The organism is Listeria sp. Marseille-Q6474, from assembly GCF_946902005.1.
Taxonomy (GTDB): domain Bacteria; phylum Bacillota; class Bacilli; order Lactobacillales; family Listeriaceae; genus Listeria; species Listeria innocua.
This window is the reverse complement of sequence record NZ_CAMPPS010000001.1, coordinates 372,847-392,759: the sequence shown is the minus strand read 5'-3', so window position 1 is coordinate 392,759 and position 19,913 is coordinate 372,847. Positions and strand designations below refer to the sequence as shown.

Genomic DNA, 19,913 nt, shown 5'->3' with positions numbered 1-19,913 from the left:
TCTAAAACTCCCGTGTGTTTTGTCATTTTCGTTCATTTTTTAGCTATTTATGTGTTTATTTTAACATAAATACAGCTATGATACTTTACAAAACCATTTTAATTGTGAAAAAATACTGTTTTGGGTGTCTAACAAATGACAAAGTAAGTAATTTAGCTAATAAAATTTGGAGATTTTGTGAATTTTAAAATGTTTTTTCACTTTTTGATAGAAAACACTTTTGTAATAGCTAGCTTTTTAGTAGAATAGATAATGGTGGATGGAAAAGTTTTCTGTCTATGAATAGAATATGAAATTGGAGGCTATTATGGATACCCCAGATTATAAACGAGTTGTATTAAAATTAAGCGGTGAAGCACTTGCGGGAAATGATGGCTTTGGAATTAACCCGAGCGTAGTCAATTTAATTTCTGCTCAAATCAAAGAAGTAGTAGAATTAGGAGTAGAGGTAGCTATCGTAGTTGGCGGCGGAAATATCTGGCGCGGTAAACTTGGTAGTGAAATGGGAATGGACCGTGCAGCAGCAGACCAAATGGGTATGCTTGCGACTATTATGAATTCCTTGTCTTTACAAGATTCTCTTGAAAATATTGGAGTTGCAACACGTGTACAAACATCAATTGATATGCGTCAAATTGCTGAACCGTACATTCGTCGTAAAGCAATTCGTCATCTTGAAAAAGGTCGCGTAGTTATTTTTGCAGGTGGAACGGGTAACCCGTACTTCTCTACTGATACTGCGGCAGCACTTAGAGCAGCTGAAATCGAAGCAGATGTAATTTTAATGGCGAAAAACAATGTAGATGGTGTCTACAATGCCGATCCAAAATTAGATGAAAATGCGAAAAAATATGAAGAGCTTTCTTATCTTGATGTTATTAAAGAAGGTTTAGAAGTAATGGATACAACAGCATCATCACTAAGTATGGACAATGATATTCCATTAATCGTCTTCTCATTTACTGAACAAGGTAATAATATCAAGCGAGTTATTTTAGGTGAAAAAATCGGGACTACTGTCAGGGGGAAAAAATAATGAGTAAAGAAGTATTATCTAAATCCAAAGAAAAAATGGAAAAAGCAGAACAAGCTTTAACTAGACAATTAGGTACTATCCGTGCTGGTCGAGCTAACGCGTCATTACTTGATCGCTTAACTGTCGATTATTACGGAGCAGCTACACCGGTAAACCAAATGGCATCTATCAGCGTTCCAGAAGCTAGAATGTTGCTTATTACACCTTATGATAAAACTATTTTAGGTGAAATCGAAAAAGCAATTTTAAAATCAGATTTAGGTTTAACACCTAATAATGACGGCTCTGTACTACGTTTATCTATTCCACAATTAACAGAAGAACGTCGTAAAGAGTTAGTTAAAGAAGTGAAAAAAGAAGCAGAAGAAGCGAAAGTTGCTGTTCGTAACATTCGTCGTGAAGCAAATGAAGACTTGAAAAAACTAGAAAAAAATGGCGACATCACTGAAGATGATTTACGTTCTTACGGTGAAGACGTTCAAAAATTAACAGATGAAAGCATCAAGAACATCGATAGCATCACGAAAGACAAAGAAGCGGAAATCTTAGAAGTTTAATTGATACTTTTCAAATAGTAACAAATAGGGTTAAACACCTTTTAAGTTGAAGTGACATTCCTAATTCTTTCCATATGTGTTGGGTTAGGAATGTTTTTTAATGGGCAATTCCATCTCTCTCATGAAAATCTCATCTGTTCACATGGAATTTTTAGTACATTAATTGATTCTTTTTTGTTATTATAGGTATAGACATGCTCTAAGAAGTGTATCAATTGGAGGATTTATGATGTTTAAAAAGCTATTTCGACAAGATGAAAATATATTAAATAGTGAACTTGCAGAAGATTTGCCAATTCCACGTCACGTCGCAATTATAATGGACGGAAATGGGAGATGGGCAAAAAAACGTTTCTTACCGAGAATTGCAGGGCATAAAGAAGGTATGGATGTTGTTAAACGAGTTACACGATATGCAAACGCGATAGGCATTGATGTTCTTACACTCTATGCTTTTTCAACTGAAAACTGGAAACGACCTACAGATGAAGTGGATTTTTTAATGAAACTACCTGTAGAATTTTTTGACTCTTTTGTACCAGAGTTGATAGAAGAAAATGTTCGTGTTAATGTGATGGGGTATCGAGAAAATTTGCCTGAACACACAATGCGTGCAGTAGAAAAAGCAATTGCGGATACAGCTCATTGTACAGGTCTTACGCTTAATTTTGCGCTTAACTACGGTGGACGTTCAGAAATAATCACAGCAGCAAAAGAAGCGATGAAAGAACTTGTTTCAGAGGGCAAATCATCTGAGGACTTAACAGAAGAATTACTGAATGATCATTTAATGAGTCACGGTCTTGGGGATCCTGATTTATTAATTCGTACTAGCGGGGAACTGAGATTAAGTAATTTTATGTTATGGCAACTTGCTTATAGCGAATTTTATTTTACAGAAACACATTGGCCTGATTTCTCAAAAGAAGATTTTTTACAGGCGATTATTGAATATCAAAATCGGTCGCGTCGTTTTGGAGGGCTCTAGGGAGGAAAAAAGATTGAAAACGAGAATTATTACTGCAGTTGTTGCGCTTATATTTTTTATTCCATTTGTTGTTTACGGGGGAATTCCATTTGAATTATTAAGTATTTTACTTGCAACTATTGCGTTATATGAAGTGCTTGTAATGACGAAACAACGAATTTTTTCGATGAATGGAATAATTACCTTACTATTAATGTGGTTAGTTGTCGTGCCAGATAGATATTTGGACTTTTTAGATAAACTGCATATTACTGAAATGGAAGTTATTTTTATTTTAATGGCACTTTTACTTGCTAGTACGGTGTTTTCTCGCAATAAATTCCATTTTGATCAAGTTGGAATTTGTATGGTTGCTGCTTTTTATACTGGATTTGGGTTCCATTATTTAGCACTAACTCGGGAAGCTGGATTAATGTACGTCCTTTTTGCATTATTTATTGTGTGGTCAACCGATACGGGGGCTTATTTTATTGGGAAAGCAATTGGTAAGCATAAATTAGCACCAAATGTTAGTCCTAATAAGACGGTAGAAGGTTTTGTCGGTGGGATTGTTTGCGCACTTGTAATTGCAGGAGGTTTTTATTATTTTGCAGAACTACCAGGAAATATAGCACTTGTTTTGGCGCTTCTAGTATTTTTATCTATTTTTGGTCAACTGGGAGATTTAGTAGAGTCAGCCTTGAAACGATTTTACGGTGTTAAAGATTCTGGGAAAATCTTACCTGGCCATGGCGGTATTTTAGACAGATTTGATAGTTTGTTATTCGTATTACCTCTGCTACATATACTTCAAATTATTTAATTGGAGATGGGATAATGAAAAAAATTATTTTACTGGGCGCAACTGGTTCTATTGGAACGCAAACACTTACAATTATTCGAGAAAATCCGGAAAAATTTCAACTTGTTGCTTTTAGTTTTGGACGTAATATTGAGCGCGGCCGGGCAATTATTCAAGAATTTAAACCTAAAATGGTAGCTGTTTGGCATACGAGAGACCGTGTGACACTGGAATCTGAATTTCCAGATGTGAAGTTTTTTAATGGTTTAGATGGACTTAGAGAAGTAGCAACATATCTAGATGGGGACGTTCTTTTAAATGCTGTTATGGGGAGTGTTGGGTTATTACCGACTCTAGATGCTATTGAAGCTGGTAAGGCAATCGCTATAGCAAACAAAGAGACACTTGTTACAGCAGGACATTTAGTTATGCAAGCTGCAAAAGAAAAGAACATTTCACTACTACCTGTTGATAGTGAACATTCTGCTATTTTACAAGCATTAAACGGTGAAAATCGGGAAAGAATTGAGAAAATCATACTAACTGCGAGTGGTGGTAGTTTCCGAGATAAAACGCGGGAACAACTTAGCGAAGTTACAGTAAAAGAAGCTTTAAAACATCCTAATTGGAACATGGGTAATAAATTAACCATTGATTCAGCTACGATGTTTAATAAAGGCTTAGAAGTAATGGAAGCGCACTGGCTGTTTGGTGTGGATTATGACGATATTGAAGTAGTCATTCAGCGTGAAAGTATTGTTCATTCTATGGTTCAATTCGTGGACGGAAGCTTTATTGCGCAACTAGGCACACCGGATATGCGGATGCCTATTCAATATGCGTTAACTTATCCCGATAGACTTTCTATTCCATACGAAAAAGAATTCCGGATTACTGATTTTTCAGCGCTTCATTTTGAAGAAGTGAATTATGAAAGATTTCCGGCATTGAAACTCGCGTATAATGCTGGTAAAATAGGTGGAACAATGCCGACAGTTTTGAATGCGGCAAATGAAATTGCTGTTGCTGGCTTTTTAAATGGGCAAGTCGCTTTTTATAATATTGAAGCGCTTGTTGAAAATGCAATGAACCGTCATACTAGTATTTCTAATCCCAACTTGGATACTATTTTACAAGTTGATCAAGAAACACGAGCGTATGTAAAGACACTTTTATAGAGGTGAAGCTATTTTGACAACTATTATTGCTTTTATTTTCGTTTTCGGACTGATTGTATTTTTCCATGAGCTGGGTCACTTCTTGTTTGCAAAACGAGCTGGCATTATGGTCAAAGATTTTTCGATTGGCTTCGGACCGAAAATTTTTGCTTATCGGAAAAAAGAAACGCAGTATACCATTCGTTTACTACCAATTGGTGGCTATGTTCGAATGGCCGGGGAAGACGGGGAAGAAATTGAGCTAAAACCTGGTTACCGAGTAGGGCTTGAATTAACTCCAGAAGAAACTGTTAGCAAAATTATCGTTAACGGTAAGGATCAATATGTCAACGCCCAACCGATTGAAGTTTCTCTATGTGATTTAGAGAAAGAACTATTTATCGAAGGCTATGAAGACTATGACGACACGAAGAAAGTCCGGTACCAAGTAGAACGTAATGCACTTGTTATTGATGGTAAAATCGAAACGATGATTACGCCATATGACCGTTCTTTTAATGCAAAATCTTTAGGAAACCGGGCGATGACTATTTTTGCGGGCCCGCTGTTCAACTTTATTTTAGCAATTTTAATTTTTACCGCACTTGCTTTTGTTCAAGGTGGGGTCCCGAGTACCGATAATACACTTGGTAACGTAATGCCGGATGGGGCAGCTGCACAAGCCGGTCTAGAAAAAGGAGACGAGGTTCTTTCTATTAATGGTAAAGAAACAAAGTCTTGGACAGATATTGTTCAAAGTGTTTCTGAAAACCCGGGAAAAACACTTGATTTCAAAATAGATCGCGATGGAAAAACACAAGATATTGATGTGAAACCGGCGACGCAAAAAGAAAATGGTAAAGAAGTTGGGAAAATTGGAGTAGAAACACCAATGGACACTTCATTTACTGCTAAAATAACCAATGGCTTCACGCAAACATGGAACTGGATTGTTCAAATATTTACGATTCTGGGTAACATGTTTACTGGTGGATTTTCACTGGATATGCTAAATGGGCCAGTTGGTATTTATACAAGTACGCAACAAGTAGTTCAATACGGATTTATGACCGTGTTAAACTGGACTGCTGTTTTAAGTATTAACTTAGGAATTGTTAACTTATTACCGTTACCAGCACTTGATGGTGGACGCTTGATGTTCTTCTTATACGAACTCGTTCGCGGGAAACCAATCGATCCTAAAAAAGAAGGTATTATCCATTTTGCCGGATTTGCACTTTTGATGGTTCTGATGATACTTGTGACATGGAACGATATACAACGAGCATTTTTCTAAAAAGAGAAAGACTAATAAAGGGAAAAAGGGGTGTTTTAAATGCGTCAAACGATGACATTTATACCAACATTAAAAGAAGTTCCAGCTGATGCGGAAGTAAAGAGTCACCAATTACTTCTTCGCGCTGGTTTTATTAGACAAGTAGCGAGTGGGATTTACAGTTATTTACCACTTGCGACATTAACATTAAGAAAAATTGAAGCAATTGTCCGCGAAGAATTAGAAGCAATTGGCGCTGCAGAAATGCTTATGCCTGCGCTTCAACCTGCGGAACTATGGCATGAATCTGGTCGTTGGGCTGATTATGGTCCAGAACTAATGCGTCTAAAAGATCGTGCCGCTCGTGATTTTGTGCTCGGACCAACCCATGAAGAATTGATTACGTCCCTTTTACGTGATGAAATTAAGTCTTATAAACGTTTACCAATTACGTTATATCAAATCCAAACAAAATTCCGTGATGAAAAACGTCCTCGCTTCGGTCTATTACGTGGACGGGAATTTATTATGAAAGATGCGTATTCATTCCATGCGACAAGTGAAAGCCTAGATGAAACATTTGAGCTAATGCACCAAGCTTATTCTAATATCTTTAGTCGTTGCGGCCTTGAATTCCGTTCTGTTATTGCAGATTCTGGTTCAATTGGCGGAAATGAATCAAAAGAATTTATGGCATTATCTGATATTGGTGAAGATACCATTGCTTATAGCGATGCTTCTGACTATGCAGCAAACACAGAGATGGCACCAGTTTTATATATGGAGAAAAAATCGCATGAACTTGAGAAAGAACTTGAAAAAGTAGCAACAGAAAATCAAAAAACTATTGCTGATATTGTTGAATTTTTAGAAGTTCCTATTGAGAAAACAATGAAATCAATGCTTTATCAAGTAGATGAAGAAGTGATTATGGTCTTAGTTCGTGGTGACCATGAAGTAAATGATATTAAAATTAAAAATGCCTTAGATGCAACAAATGTCGAATTAGTAGACCCAAATGTTGCGTTTGAATTACTCGGTGCTAATTTTGGTTCCCTAGGGCCAATCGGTGTTCCTGAAAAAATTCGTGTCTTTGCTGATAATGCAGTAAAAGATATTGTTAATGCTGTAGCTGGAGCAAATGAAGATGGTTATCATTATGTTAATGTTAATCCAAATCGTGATTTTGAAGTTACAAGTTATTTTGACTTGCGTATGATTCAAGCAGGCGATTTGTCTCCTGATGGTCAGGGCGTTATCAAGTTTGCAGAAGGTATTGAAGTTGGTCATATTTTCAAACTTGGTACTAAATATAGTGAAGCAATGAATGCGACTATTTTAGATGAAAACGGTCGTGCACAACCAATTATCATGGGTTGCTATGGTATTGGTTTGTCTCGAATTTTATCTGCTATTGCTGAACAATCCAATGATGAAAATGGCCTTGTATGGGATAAGCAAATTAGCCCATTTGATTTACATTTAATTCCTGTTAATATGAAGAGTGAAGAGCAAGTTGCATTTGCAGAATCACTTTATGACTCGTTACAAAAAGCAGGATTTAGCGTACTAATAGACGACCGGACTGAACGTGCTGGCGTTAAGTTTGCGGATGCTGACTTAATCGGTCTACCAATTCGTATTACGGTTGGTAAAAAAGCCGCAGAAGGTATCGTTGAAGTGAAAATTAGAAAAACAGGCGAAATGATTGAAGTTCGTCAAGATGAGCTACTAAATACGCTACCAATTCTTTTTGGAGATAAATAATTACTGATACAATTGTGCCAGATGAAACTCCACTCGTTCCATGTGAAAACGGGTCATGAGGGACATCTGGCTTTTATAAATTTGGATAAAGGGGTGTTATTCGGAATGACTGCAAAAGAGGAAGAAAAACAAGAACGATTTCAGCTGTTAATGACACAAATTGGTTTACAAGATGTAACTACTTACGAAGAATTCACGAAAGATGCTAAAATCGAAAAATTAGTCGCCGATAAGAAAAATAAAACTTGGCAATTTCATTTACACGTACCACAAATTTTCCCAGCTGCACTTTTTCATATGATGGATGTTGGTATGAAGCGTGCATTTAGCCAAATTGCAGAAACAGAAATGCAAATAGTTCCGGAAAATCAGACGATTAACGAAACACTTATTCAAGAGTATTGGAACTTGATTGTTGAGCCAATTGGAAAACAGTCACCAATGATCGGGAAACTTTTAATGGAGCAAAAGCCTACGTTCAAAGAGCCGCATTTTATTGAAGTAGCGGTTCATAATGATATGGAAGAAGCGACAATTCAACAACGATTCCAAGCGAAAATTATCGAAAACTACGGAAAAGCCGGTTTTCCACGACTAGCAATGAAAATGCATATGCTGGATCAATCAGAAACCGATGAATATAAAGCTTTTGCACAGGCGAAACAAGAAGAAGACCAGAAAAAAGCCGCAGAAGCTGTCCAAGTAATGCAAAAACGTCAAGCAGAAGGACAAAGCGGAAGTGCAAATGCAGCACCACTTACTGGTCCATTTCAAATTGGCTATAAAATCAAGGATGATGAAGAAATTAAACGCCTTGGTGATGTCTATGATGAAGAACGTCGTATTACTGTTCAAGGGCTCATCTTTGCAACAGAAATTCGCGAGCTTCGTAGTGGTCGTAGTCTTTTGCAATTCAAAATTACCGACTATACTAGTTCGATGATTATAAAAATGTTTTCGCGTGATAACGAAGACGCAGCCATGTTCCAAAATTTGAAAAAAGGCATGTGGGTGAAAGTACGAGGCAGTGTTCAAAATGACACCTTTGTGCGCGATTTAATTATGATGGCTCAAGACATCAACGAAATTGCTGGAGTGAAGCGTCTTGATACTGCCGAAGAAAAACGTGCAGAACTTCATCTCCATTCACCGATGAGTCAAATGGACGCGACTTCATCAGTTGATTCACTGTTTAAGCAAGCAGCTGATTGGGGTCATAAAGCAATTGCTATTACCGACCATTCCGTTGCGCAATCTTTCCCAGAAGCATACGGAGCAGGTCAAAAATATGGCTTAAAAGTAATTTTTGGTATCGAAGCAAATCTTATTGATGACGGAGTACCAATCGCATATAATGATCAACATATCGCTTTAGAAGATGCAACCTATTGTGTATTCGACGTTGAGACTACAGGTTTATCCGCTGTTTATGACACCATTATCGAGCTTGCAGGCGTAAAAATGAAAAACGGCGAAATTATTGATAAATTTGAAGCGTTTATCGATCCGGGGCATCCACTTTCAGCAACTACGATTAATCTAACAGGTATTACGGATGATATGGTAAAAGGATCTGATCCGATTGATGTTGTATTAAAACAATTCAGGGAATGGAGCGGCGACGACATCCTTGTTGCCCACAATGCTTCCTTTGATATGGGCTTTATTAATACCGCTTATGAAAAAGTTGGGCTTGAAAAAGCAAATAATGCAGTTGTTGACACCTTGGAGTTAGCTCGTTTCCTTTATCCGCACTTTAAAAATCATCGTTTAAATACGTTAACAAAGAAATTTAATATTATTCTTGAACAACATCACCGGGCTGTATTCGATGCTGAAGCAACCGCATATTTAGCCTGGAAACTAATTAAAGATGCAAAAGAAATGCACGATATTGAATTTCATGATTCCTTAAATGACTATATGGGAGAAGGCGATGCATACAAACGCGCTAGACCTTTCCATGCAACTATTTATGCGCAAACAGATGTAGGCTTGAAAAACCTATTTAAATTAATCACTATGTCGAACATTAACTATTTCTACCGAGTACCACGAATCCCTCGCTCGCAGTTGAAAAAAATGAGAGAAGGCTTAATCATCGGGACAGCATGTAGTCAAGGTGAATTATTTGAAGCGATGATGCAAAAAGGAATGCAAGCTGCAGAAAAGGTAGCCGAATTTTACGACTTCATTGAGGTTCAACCTAAACCCGTATATGCTCCGTTAATAGAACGTGAACTTGTTCGTGATGAAAAAGCGTTAGAAGAAATATTAAAAAACATTGTCCGCGTTGGTGAAAAAACTGGAAAACCTGTCGTTGCGACTGGGAATGTGCATTACAAAGATCCAGTTGATAAAATTTACCGTAAAATTTTGATTCATTCACAAGGGGGAGCTAATCCTCTCAATCGTGCGGAATTACCAGATGTTCATTTCCGTTCTACAGATGAAATGTTGAAAGAATTCGCCTTTCTTGGAGAAGAAAAAGCAAAAGAAATCGTCGTAACAAATTCCAATTTAGTTGTCGATTGGATGGATGATTTAAAACCGATTAAAGATGAACTTTACACACCAAAAATTGATGGCGCAGAAGATGAAGTGCGTAATATGAGTTATGGGATGGCGCACCAATTATACGGTGAAAAATTACCGGAAATCGTAGAAGCTAGACTGGAAAAAGAATTGAAGAGTATTATTGGTCACGGGTTTGCGGTTATTTACCTTATTTCACATAAACTCGTTAAGAAATCACTTGTAGATGGTTATTTAGTAGGGTCTCGGGGATCGGTTGGTTCTTCTTTTGTCGCTACAATGACAGAAATTACCGAAGTAAACCCACTTCCACCACATTATCTTTGCCCGAATTGTAAGGATTCTGAGTTCTTTGATGATGGTTCAGTTGGTTCTGGTTTTGACTTACCTGATAAAGATTGCCCGCACTGCGGAACGCCTTACCAAAAAGAAGGCCAAGATATTCCTTTTGAAACTTTCTTAGGATTTAAAGGGGATAAAGTACCCGATATTGACTTAAACTTCTCAGGAGATTATCAACCGGTAGCCCATGCCTATACAAAAGAAATTTTTGGGGAAGATTATGTTTTCCGTGCAGGTACTATTGGTACAGTTGCCGAAAAAACTGCATTTGGGTATGTTCGGAATTACGAACGTGATATGAATATGACCATCCGCGGGGCTGAGGTGGATCGCCTTGTTGCTGGATGTACGGGTGTTAAACGGACTACTGGGCAGCATCCAGGTGGTATTATCGTTATTCCTGATTATATGGATGTTTATGATTTTACTCCTGTTCAGTTCCCAGCAGATGCAACGGACTCAGAATGGAAAACAACCCATTTTGATTTCCACTCGATTCACGACAATGTGCTTAAACTCGATATACTTGGGCACGATGATCCGACCGCTATCCGGATGTTACAGGATTTAAGCGGTATTGATCCGAAAACCATTCCAACAGATGATCCAGATGTGATGAAATTATTTGGTTCTACGGAATCGCTTGGTGTTAAACCAGCAGACATCGATTCAAAAACAGGGACGCTTGGAATTCCCGAATTTGGAACTCGTTTTGTACGACAAATGTTAGAACAAACAAAACCAACGACATTTTCTGAGTTAGTACAAATCTCTGGTCTTTCCCATGGTACCGATGTTTGGCTTGGAAATGCGGAGGAATTAATTAAAAATAAAACATGCGAACTACCAGACGTAATTGGTTGTCGTGATGATATTATGGTATTTCTAATTTACCAAGGATTAGAAAGTTCATTAGCCTTTAAAATTATGGAATCTGTCCGTAAAGGGAAAGGTTTAACCGAGGAAATGGAAGAAGCAATGATAGCAAATAAAGTGCCGCTTTGGTACATTGAATCTTGTAAAAAAATCAAGTACATGTTCCCGAAAGCCCATGCCGCTGCTTACGTTTTAATGGCGGTTCGGATTGCTTATTTCAAAGTACATCACCCATTATATTTTTACGCGACTTATTTCACCGTTCGTGCCGATGATTTCGATTTAACATCGATGGTAAACGGAAAAGAAGCCGTGAAAGCAACCATGAAAGAAGTAAATGATAAAGGGATGGAAGCTTCAACAAAAGAGAAAAACTTGCTAACCGTTTTAGAAATTGCGAACGAAATGCTTGCTCGTGGTTTCCATTTCCAAAAAGTCGATTTGTATAAATCGTCTGCTGATGAGTTTATTATTGATGGAGACTCACTTATTCCGCCATTCAATGCGATTCCAAGCCTTGGAACCAACGTAGCGAAACAAATAGTTGCCGCTCGTGAAAATGGGGAATTTTTATCCAAAGAAGACTTACAACAACGAGGAAAAGTATCCAAAACGATTATTCAGTACATGGATGACCAAGGATGCTTGGAAGGATTGCCTGATCAAAATCAGCTGTCATTGTTCTAAAAATGGGCAAAACTTGCTTGTAGTCACAATTTGTGATAAACTTATTTAAGAAATACTACGATAACTCAGCCAAGCGTGGGCCAATGCCCACGCTTTCGTTTTGCAAATCTGTCAAAGAGTCACCTGTGGCAGAAGTAGGGGACGAATTAGCTGGAAAAGCGTATCTCTTAAGGAGGCTGAAATGAGTAAAGTACTAGAACAAGTAGAAGCAATTGTTGCGCCAATCACGGATGAACTTCAATTGGAGCTTGTAGACATTGCGTTTGAAAAAGAAGGTCCAAACTGGTTTTTGCGAATTTTTATTGATAAAGATGGTGGCGTGGACATTGATGAATGCGCAGCTGTAAGTGAAAAAGTTAGCGAAAAAATGGATGAATCTGACCCAATTACACAAAATTACTTTTTGGAAGTTTCATCACCAGGGGCTGAACGTCCGCTGAAGAAAGAGCAAGATTTTGAAAATGCGGTAGGTAAATATGTCCATGTGACTTCTTATGAACCAATTGATGGTCGTAAAATGTGGGAAGGGACGCTTGTTAGTTATGACGGCACGACACTTGTCATTACTATCACAGATAAAACACGCAAAATCACTTGTGAAATTCCAAAAGACAAAGTAGCCAAAGCAAGACTCGCAATTCAATTTTAAAAAGCAAAGAATAAGGAGCTGAATAAAAAATGAGCACAGAATTATTAGATGCTCTTCATGTGTTAGAACATGATAAAGGTATTTCAAGAGAGGTTTTAGTGGAAGCGATTGAAGCTGCTCTTACTTCTGCATATAAACGAAATTTCAAAGATGCACAAAACGTACGCGTAGATTTAAATATGGAAAACGGTTCTATCCGTGTATTAGCTAGAAAAGAAGCGGTAGAGCAAGTATTTGACTCTCGTCTTGAGATTTCGATGGAAGAAGCGCACAAACTGAATCCAGTATACAAACCAGGTGACGTCGTGGAACTTGAAGTAACACCGAAAGATTTTGGACGTATCGCTGCTCAAACAGCGAAACAAGTCGTTACTCAGCGTGTTCGTGAAGCGGAACGTGGCATCATTTACGATGAGTTCATCGACCGTGAAGATGATATTATGACTGGTATTGTTGAACGTCAAGATTCTCGTTTTATCTATGTAAACCTTGGTAAAATCGAAGCCATTTTATCTCAAAACGAACAAATGCCAAACGAAACTTACCATGCACATGACCGCATCAAAGTGTATTTAACAAAAGTAGAAAAGACTACAAAAGGACCACAAATCTTTGTATCCCGTACACATCCGGGCTTACTTAAACGTCTTTTTGAAATGGAAGTACCTGAAATTTATGATGGCGTTGTAGAAATCAAATCAGTTGCTCGTGAAGCTGGAGATCGTTCAAAAATCTCTGTTTACACAGCAAATGAAGAAGTAGATCCAGTTGGCGCATGTGTAGGACCAAAAGGCGCACGTGTACAAACAATCGTCAATGAACTTAAAGGCGAAAAAATCGATATCGTTGAATGGTCAGAAGATCCTTTCACATTCGTAGCCAATGCTCTTAGTCCTTCAAAAGTGCTAGATGTTATTGTAAACGAAGCAGACCAAGCTACAACCGTTATCGTACCGGATTATCAGTTATCACTTGCAATTGGTAAACGTGGTCAAAATGCCCGTTTAGCAGCGAAATTAACTGGCTGGAAAATCGATATTAAAAGCGAAACAGTTGCAACTGAACTAGGCATCTATCCTCGTAATGACGTAGAAGCACCTGTTGTTGAAGAAGCAGAGAGCGAAACTTTTACAGAAGATGAAGAGTAAAAAGGAGAATTATCATGCGTAATAAAAAAATCCCCCTTCGAAAATGTATTATTACCGGTGAACGCTTGCCAAAAGGCGAACTTCTTCGTATTGCGTATTCGAAAGACGGAGCGCTTACGATAGATCCTACTGGAAAAGCCCCTGGACGCGGTTTTTATATTGTTAAAAATGTAGAAGCTTGTGAAAAAGCGAAAAAGAAAAACGCTATTTTTCATCAACTAAAAATGCCGGAACAAGAGTCCTTTTATGATGAGCTAATTGCTTATGTGAAGACTCTCGAGGAACCAACTAATGGATAAAAAAGCACTTTCCTTATTAGGCCTTGCTAACCGAGCACGTAAAATTACCACTGGTGAAGAATTAGTACTAAAAGCAGTTAGAAATGGGAAAGCGAAACTCGTTCTCATTTCAGAAGATATATCCGAAAAAACCGAGAAAACAATCCGCAACAAGTGTGAATACTACAATGTTGTCGTGAAAAAGGCCGGTACCCGGGAAATGATAGGGGGTGCAATCGGCAAAGATACACGTGCAATAGTTGCAATACTTGATAAAGGATTTGCTAATAAGTTAGCAGAATTACTCGGTTGAATCTTATACGGAGGTGTACGACATGAGTAAAGTTCGTGTATATGAATATGCAAAAGAACATCAAGTATCAAGTAAAAAAGTCATTGAAGCATTAAAAGACTTAGGTATTGAAGTGGCAAACCATATGTCCACTATTAATGAAAATGCGTTAAGACAATTAGATAATGCTATCGATGGTACAAATAAAAAAGCCGAAGCATCCAAGAAAGAAACTACTAGCAACGAAAATGGAAATAGTAAGGGGCCAAACAAACCAAATATGACAAATAGTAATGAAAAGTCGAATAAACTAAATAAACCAGCAGGACAAGCTAATAAACCAGCAACTGCAAACAAAAGCCAAGGTGCAAAACCAGCGACAAATAAACCAGCAAACACAAGTAATCAGACACAATCAAGCGGCAATAAGCAACCAGCTGGCGGACAAAAACGCAACAACAATAACAACAGTAATCGTCCAGGCGGCGGCAATCCAAACCGTCCAGGCGGCAACAATCGTCCGAATCGTGGCGGCAATTTTAACAATAAGGGCCGTAACACGAAGAAAAAAGGTAAATTAAACCACAGTACAGTACCACCAACGCCGCCGAAACCAAAAGAACTTCCTGAAAAAATCGTTTTCAGCGAATCTCTAACAGTAGCGGAATTAGCTAAAAAATTATATAGAGAACCATCTGAACTAATCAAAAAACTATTTATGCTTGGTGTTGTTGCAACAATTAACCAATCATTAGATAAAGATGCAATCGAATTAATTTGTGATGATTACGGTGTGCAAGTAGAAGAAGAAATCAAAGTCGATGTAACAGACTTAGATGTTTACTTTGAAAATGAACTAAATGAAGCTGTTGACGAGTCTAAACTTGTTGAACGCCCACCAGTTGTTACGATTATGGGTCACGTTGACCATGGTAAAACAACTTTACTAGATTCCCTTCGTAATACAAAAGTTACTTTAGGAGAAGCTGGTGGTATCACACAACATATTGGTGCTTATCAACTAGAAATTCACGATAAAAAAATTACTTTCCTAGATACTCCAGGACATGCTGCGTTTACAGCAATGCGTGCTCGTGGTGCGCAAATTACTGATATTACGATTTTAGTTGTAGCAGCAGATGATGGCGTTATGCCACAAACAATTGAAGCAATCAACCACGCGAAAGCTGCGGGAATGCCGATTATTGTTGCTGTTAATAAAATTGATAAACCACAAGCAAATCCAGACCGCGTAATGCAAGAATTAACTGAGTATGAATTAGTTCCAGAAGCTTGGGGCGGCGATACAATTTTCGCACCAATCTCAGCTAAATTTGGTGAAGGTCTTGAGAACTTGTTAGATATGATTTTACTTGTTTCTGAAGTAGAAGAATTAAAAGCTAATCCTGATCGTCGTGCAATTGGTTCTGTTATTGAAGCAGAACTTGATAAAGGCCGTGGTCCAGTTGCGACTTTACTAGTACAAGACGGAACGCTTAATATCGGGGATCCAATCGTTGTCGGGAATACTTTTGGTCGTGTTCGTGCCATGGTTAATGACTTAGGCCGCCGCGTGAAAAAAGTTGGACCTAGTACACCAGTTGAAATCACTGGATTAAATGATGTTCCACAAGCTGGCGATCGCTTCGTTGTTTTTGAAGATGAAAAAACAGCAAGAAACATCGGGGAAACTCGCGCAAGTCGCGCACTTGTAGCTCAACGTTCAGCAACAAACCGCGTAAGTTTAGATAACTTATTTGAACATATGAAAGCTGGCGAAATGAAAGAAGTTAACGTTATTATTAAAGCAGACGTTCAAGGTTCTGTAGAGGCTCTTGCTGCGTCACTTCGCAAAATTGACGTAGAAGGCGTTAACGTTAAAATCATTCATACTGCCGTTGGTGCGATCAATGAATCAGATATTACTTTAGCTGCAGCTTCTAATGCAATTATTATTGGATTTAACGTTCGTCCAACTACACAAGCTCGTGAAGCAGCAGAAAACGAAAGTGTAGATATTCGTCTACACCGTGTTATTTATAAAGCAATTGATGAAATTGAAGCAGCGATGAAAGGTATGCTTGACCCAGAATTCCAAGAAAAAATTATTGGTCAAGCGCAAGTTCGTCAAACAATCAATGTTTCTAAAGTGGGTACAATTGCCGGCTGTTACGTAACAGATGGTAAAATAACTCGTGATAGTGGCGTTCGTATTATCCGTGACGGAATCGTTGTTTTTGAAGGCGAAATTGCAACACTTAAACGCTTTAAAGATGATGCTAAAGAAGTAGCAAAAGGTTACGAATGTGGTATTACAGTTCAAAACTTCAACGATATTAAAGAAGACGATGTAATCGAAGCATACGTTATGGAAGAAATTGAAAGAAAATGATTCAATCAGTAATTAGTGAATTTTTCATGCAGGAACCACAAAACCTCAAAGAAAAACGCGCTATATTGCAACGAATTTTAACGAGAACAAAGCAAAAATTCAATATCTCCATTGCTGAAACAGATTATCAGGATTTATGGCAGCGAACTGAAATTAGCTTTGCTGTTGTATCCGCCTCGCATATCCAAGCTGAAAAAGAAGCTAGAGAAGTACTTGCTTTTCTAGATTCTTTTCCAGAGTGGGAGCGAGCTGAGACAGTAATGGAGAAGTTATAAAAGAGGTGAATACAATTGAACGTACGAGCAAATCGTGTCAGTGAACAAATGAAAAAAGAATTGGGCGATATTTTAAATCGTAAAATCAAAGACCCTCGCTTAGGTTTTGTTACTGTAACGGGAGTAGATGTTACTGGGGACTTACAAGAAGCTAAGGTGTTCATTTCCATTCTTGGTACCGATAAGGAAAAAGAAAATACGTTACTCGCACTTGCGAAAGCGCATGGCTTTATCCGCTCTGAAATCGGTCGCCGTATTCGACTTCGTAAAGTTCCAGAAATGTCTTTTGAAATAGATAATTCCATCGCTTACGGAAATCGAATCGATGAATTGCTTCGTGACTTAAATAACGATCAATAATAAATAAAAGTTTAAGGCAATCCCTTTATCTTCTCAGTCAAACGGGATGTAAGTGGAGAATTGTCTTAAACTTTTTTTCTTAGAAGGAGGAGCTAGATGAACGGCATTATCCCACTGTGGAAAGAACGCGGAATGACAAGTCATGATTGCGTTTTTAAATTAAGAAAAATTTTACATACAAAAAAAGTCGGCCATACCGGTACTCTTGATCCAGAAGTGGAAGGCGTTCTCCCAATTTGTATCGGTCGTGCAACAAAATTGGCGGAATATGTGACAGATGAAGGGAAAGTATATGTAGCTGAAATAACATTAGGTAAATCCACAACAACAGAAGATGCCACGGGCGAAACTGTTGTAACGAAGGAATTAGCCGAAATTTCAGCAGAAGAACTTCAAGCTGCCCTTACAAAGCTGACCGGAAAAATCACACAAATTCCACCGATGTTTTCAGCCGTAAAGGTTAACGGTAAGAAGTTGTATGAATATGCAAGAGCAGGAATAGAGGTAGAACGACCATCCAGACAAGTGGATATTTATTCATTAGTCCGTTTAGATGGCGTCACTCCGCTAACTGAATCAAATCCGACTTTTAAATTAGAAATTTCATGTGGTAAAGGAACATATATCCGCACATTAGCTGTCATGATCGGCGAATTGCTGGGGTATCCAGCCCATATGTCCAAACTAGAACGGACCCGTAGCGGCTTTTTCAAAAAAGAAGATTGTCTAACCCTGGCAGAAATTGATGAAAAGATGCAAGCAAATGATACTGATTTTTTATATCCGCTTGAAAAAGGCATTGAATCAATGGCAAAACTAGAAATAGATGAAGAAATACACGCAAAAGTTTTAAACGGCGTATTATTACCAAAATCTTTATTCCAAACAGTTGAAAACGAACCTCGTGTCGCACTTATTTTTCAAGAGAAATTAACGGCAATTTATAAACCGCACCCGGAGAAAAAAGATTTCTTTAAACCAGAAAAAGTCATTGAGTTACAACAAGCATAGTAATTGCGACTGCAACTTTCTTATATTATGATATTAGAGGAATTCGAATTTAGAGGAGAAGTGGCAAAAAAATGAAGACGATATACTTACATCATCCAATTACAACGGATGAATGGACTGACGTAAAAAAAGTAATGGCACTTGGATTCTTTGATGGGGTTCATTTAGGTCATCAAGCAGTCATCAAACAAGCGAAACAGATTGCTGAAGAAAAAGGACTTCAAACAGCAGTATTGACGTTCGATCCACACCCATCTGTCGTTTTAAGCAATATTCGGAAACAAGTGAAATATTTAACGCCACTCGAAGATAAAGCAGAAAAAATGGCTGAACTTGGTGTTGATATAATGTATGTAGTTCGCTTTACTACACAGTTTTCAGAGCTTTCCCCCCAAGCGTTTGTTGATAAATACCTCGTTGCATTAAATGTAGAACATGTTGTAGCTGGTTTCGACTATTCGTATGGAAAAAAAGGCGAAGGAAAAATGACGGAATTAGAAAACTACGCAAATGATCGTTTTGAAGTAACTATTGTGGATAAACAAACAGCTGCTAGTGATAAAATAAGTTCAACTAACATCCGCCGAGCAATTACAGAAGGCGAACTGGAAGAAGCAAACCAATTACTAGGCTATCCTTATACAACAAAAGGAACCGTTATTCATGGTGATAAACGCGGCAGAACTATTGGATTCCCGACAGCAAACATTCTTGTTAATGAAGATTATTTGATTCCAAAGCTTGGTGTCTATGCAGTGAAATTCCGCGTGAACGGTGAAACGCATCTTGGTATGGCGAGCATTGGTTATAACATTACTTTTAAAGATGACCAAGCGTTGTCTATTGAGGTTTATATTTTAGATTTCCACCGCGAAATTTACGGCGAAGAAGCAGAGATTGAATGGTATCAATTTTTCCGTCCTGAACTTAAATTTAATGGTGTAGAAGGCTTGATTGCACAATTAGAAAAAGACGAGCAAGATACAAGAGCTTTTTTTGACAATTTAGATGATTAAACGACTATTTCTGCTTGCTTTTGGAGCCTAAATAGTGTATCTTTAAATCTGTACGAACAGAACCATTACTTGGCTTTTGCGACTCACCGACGCTTGGCTCAATAATCGGGGATATTTTAGAAGGAGGTGGAAAGAAATGGCTTTAACTCAAGAACGCAAAAATGAAATTATTGCAGAGTACCGTGTCCATGATACAGATACTGGTTCACCAGAAGTACAAATCGCTGTATTAACTGCTGAAATCAATAGCTTAAATGAACACGTTCGCGTACACAAAAAAGATCATCACTCTTACCGTGGATTAATGAAAATGGTAGGTCACCGTCGTAACCTATTAACTTACCTACGTAAAAAAGATGTTCAACGTTACCGCGAACTTATCAAACGTTTAGGTTTACGTCGATAAAAACCAGACGAAAGCGGGATACCAAAAGTTCCCGCTTTTTTTTGAGTATTAACTATACTAAATTTTGGAAAACACGCCGAAGAA

At 37.9% G+C, this 19,913-nt stretch carries 18 protein-coding genes; all 18 read left to right on the top strand.

Annotation, left to right across the window (positions count from 1 at the left end):
- The first annotated feature begins 307 nt into the window (after nt 1–307).
- The 18 genes from pyrH (at nt 308) to rpsO (ending at nt 19,829) form a co-directional block, all read left to right on the top strand.
- Nucleotides 308–1,036 (top strand): UMP kinase, encoded by a 729-nt coding sequence (gene pyrH / locus OC533_RS01910; RefSeq protein ID WP_003723449.1) that lies wholly within the window; start codon nt 308–310, stop codon nt 1,034–1,036.
- Complete coding sequence (gene frr, locus OC533_RS01905; protein ID WP_003771660.1) at nt 1,036–1,593, top strand: ribosome recycling factor; 558 nt, start codon at nt 1,036–1,038, stop codon at nt 1,591–1,593. The genes pyrH and frr overlap by 1 nt, the downstream gene beginning before the upstream one ends.
- Before the next feature lie 229 nt (nt 1,594–1,822).
- Entirely contained in the window at nt 1,823–2,581 is a 759-nt protein-coding gene (locus OC533_RS01900; protein WP_003762040.1) for an isoprenyl transferase, read from the top strand.
- Nucleotides 2,582–2,594: 13 nt separating this feature from the next.
- On the top strand, nt 2,595–3,383 hold the full coding sequence (locus OC533_RS01895) for a phosphatidate cytidylyltransferase (protein WP_262265213.1): 789 nt from the start codon (nt 2,595–2,597) through the stop codon (nt 3,381–3,383).
- A gap of 14 nt (nt 3,384–3,397) precedes the next feature.
- Entirely contained in the window at nt 3,398–4,540 is a 1,143-nt protein-coding gene (locus OC533_RS01890; RefSeq protein WP_003762042.1) for a 1-deoxy-D-xylulose-5-phosphate reductoisomerase, read from the top strand.
- A gap of 13 nt (nt 4,541–4,553) precedes the next feature.
- Nucleotides 4,554–5,816, top strand: coding sequence for an RIP metalloprotease RseP (rseP, locus tag OC533_RS01885; RefSeq protein WP_003771665.1), 1,263 nt, complete (start codon nt 4,554–4,556; stop codon nt 5,814–5,816).
- Nucleotides 5,817–5,855: 39 nt separating this feature from the next.
- Nucleotides 5,856–7,562, top strand: a complete 1,707-nt coding sequence (locus OC533_RS01880) for a proline--tRNA ligase (protein WP_033533071.1) — start codon at nt 5,856–5,858, stop codon at nt 7,560–7,562.
- Between the two features lie 105 nt (nt 7,563–7,667).
- A complete protein-coding gene (locus tag OC533_RS01875; protein WP_194323422.1) occupies nt 7,668–12,002 on the top strand; it encodes a PolC-type DNA polymerase III in 4,335 nt (1,444 codons plus the stop codon).
- Between the two features lie 181 nt (nt 12,003–12,183).
- Nucleotides 12,184–12,651 carry a ribosome maturation factor RimP gene (gene rimP / locus OC533_RS01870; protein ID WP_003762048.1) on the top strand — a complete coding sequence of 156 codons (468 nt, stop codon included), beginning with the start codon at nt 12,184–12,186 and terminating at the stop codon, nt 12,649–12,651.
- Between the two features lie 29 nt (nt 12,652–12,680).
- Nucleotides 12,681–13,799, top strand: a complete 1,119-nt coding sequence (gene nusA / locus OC533_RS01865; protein WP_003771672.1) for a transcription termination factor NusA — start codon at nt 12,681–12,683, stop codon at nt 13,797–13,799.
- A gap of 14 nt (nt 13,800–13,813) precedes the next feature.
- Entirely contained in the window at nt 13,814–14,098 is a 285-nt protein-coding gene (rnpM, locus tag OC533_RS01860; protein WP_003752263.1) for an RNase P modulator RnpM, read from the top strand.
- The gene (locus OC533_RS01855) at nt 14,091–14,390 is read left to right on the top strand and encodes a YlxQ family RNA-binding protein (protein ID WP_003762050.1); all 300 of its coding nucleotides are present in this window, start codon (nt 14,091–14,093) and stop codon (nt 14,388–14,390) included. The genes rnpM and OC533_RS01855 overlap by 8 nt, the downstream gene beginning before the upstream one ends.
- Nucleotides 14,391–14,412: 22 nt before the next feature.
- Nucleotides 14,413–16,761: a translation initiation factor IF-2 gene (gene infB, locus OC533_RS01850; RefSeq protein ID WP_194323423.1), complete on the top strand. Its 2,349-nt coding sequence runs from the start codon at nt 14,413–14,415 to the stop codon at nt 16,759–16,761.
- The gene (locus OC533_RS01845) at nt 16,758–17,036 is read left to right on the top strand and encodes a DUF503 domain-containing protein (RefSeq protein WP_003762053.1); all 279 of its coding nucleotides are present in this window, start codon (nt 16,758–16,760) and stop codon (nt 17,034–17,036) included. The genes infB and OC533_RS01845 overlap by 4 nt, the downstream gene beginning before the upstream one ends.
- 15 nt (nt 17,037–17,051) lie before the next feature.
- Complete coding sequence (gene rbfA, locus OC533_RS01840) at nt 17,052–17,396, top strand: 30S ribosome-binding factor RbfA (RefSeq protein WP_003719600.1); 345 nt, start codon at nt 17,052–17,054, stop codon at nt 17,394–17,396.
- A gap of 96 nt (nt 17,397–17,492) precedes the next feature.
- Nucleotides 17,493–18,407 (top strand): tRNA pseudouridine(55) synthase TruB, encoded by a 915-nt coding sequence (gene truB / locus OC533_RS01835; RefSeq protein WP_194323424.1) that lies wholly within the window; start codon nt 17,493–17,495, stop codon nt 18,405–18,407.
- A 71-nt stretch (nt 18,408–18,478) separates the two neighbouring features.
- Nucleotides 18,479–19,423, top strand: a complete 945-nt coding sequence (locus OC533_RS01830) for a bifunctional riboflavin kinase/FAD synthetase (protein WP_194323425.1) — start codon at nt 18,479–18,481, stop codon at nt 19,421–19,423.
- A 136-nt stretch (nt 19,424–19,559) separates the two neighbouring features.
- Nucleotides 19,560–19,829 carry a 30S ribosomal protein S15 gene (rpsO, locus tag OC533_RS01825; RefSeq protein ID WP_003719603.1) on the top strand — a complete coding sequence of 90 codons (270 nt, stop codon included), beginning with the start codon at nt 19,560–19,562 and terminating at the stop codon, nt 19,827–19,829.
- Nucleotides 19,830–19,913: the final 84 nt, after the last annotated feature.

Excerpts from the sequence above, each read along its gene's own strand:
- pyrH (WP_003723449.1), top strand. The coding sequence starts at position 308 with ATGGATACCCCAGATTATAAACGAGTTGTATTAAAATTAAGCGGTGAA.
- frr (WP_003771660.1), top strand. The coding sequence starts at position 1,036 with ATGAGTAAAGAAGTATTATCTAAATCCAAAGAAAAAATGGAAAAAGCA.
- OC533_RS01900 (WP_003762040.1), top strand. The coding sequence starts at position 1,823 with ATGTTTAAAAAGCTATTTCGACAAGATGAAAATATATTAAATAGTGAA.
- OC533_RS01890 (WP_003762042.1), top strand. The coding sequence starts at position 3,398 with ATGAAAAAAATTATTTTACTGGGCGCAACTGGTTCTATTGGAACGCAA.
- OC533_RS01880 (WP_033533071.1), top strand. The coding sequence starts at position 5,856 with ATGCGTCAAACGATGACATTTATACCAACATTAAAAGAAGTTCCAGCT.
- OC533_RS01875 (WP_194323422.1), top strand. The coding sequence starts at position 7,668 with ATGACTGCAAAAGAGGAAGAAAAACAAGAACGATTTCAGCTGTTAATG.
- rimP (WP_003762048.1), top strand. The coding sequence starts at position 12,184 with ATGAGTAAAGTACTAGAACAAGTAGAAGCAATTGTTGCGCCAATCACG.
- nusA (WP_003771672.1), top strand. The coding sequence starts at position 12,681 with ATGAGCACAGAATTATTAGATGCTCTTCATGTGTTAGAACATGATAAA.
- rnpM (WP_003752263.1), top strand. The coding sequence starts at position 13,814 with ATGCGTAATAAAAAAATCCCCCTTCGAAAATGTATTATTACCGGTGAA.
- OC533_RS01855 (WP_003762050.1), top strand. The coding sequence starts at position 14,091 with ATGGATAAAAAAGCACTTTCCTTATTAGGCCTTGCTAACCGAGCACGT.
- infB (WP_194323423.1), top strand. The coding sequence starts at position 14,413 with ATGAGTAAAGTTCGTGTATATGAATATGCAAAAGAACATCAAGTATCA.
- OC533_RS01845 (WP_003762053.1), top strand. The coding sequence starts at position 16,758 with ATGATTCAATCAGTAATTAGTGAATTTTTCATGCAGGAACCACAAAAC.
- truB (WP_194323424.1), top strand. The coding sequence starts at position 17,493 with ATGAACGGCATTATCCCACTGTGGAAAGAACGCGGAATGACAAGTCAT.
- OC533_RS01830 (WP_194323425.1), top strand. The coding sequence starts at position 18,479 with ATGAAGACGATATACTTACATCATCCAATTACAACGGATGAATGGACT.
- rpsO (WP_003719603.1), top strand. The coding sequence starts at position 19,560 with ATGGCTTTAACTCAAGAACGCAAAAATGAAATTATTGCAGAGTACCGT.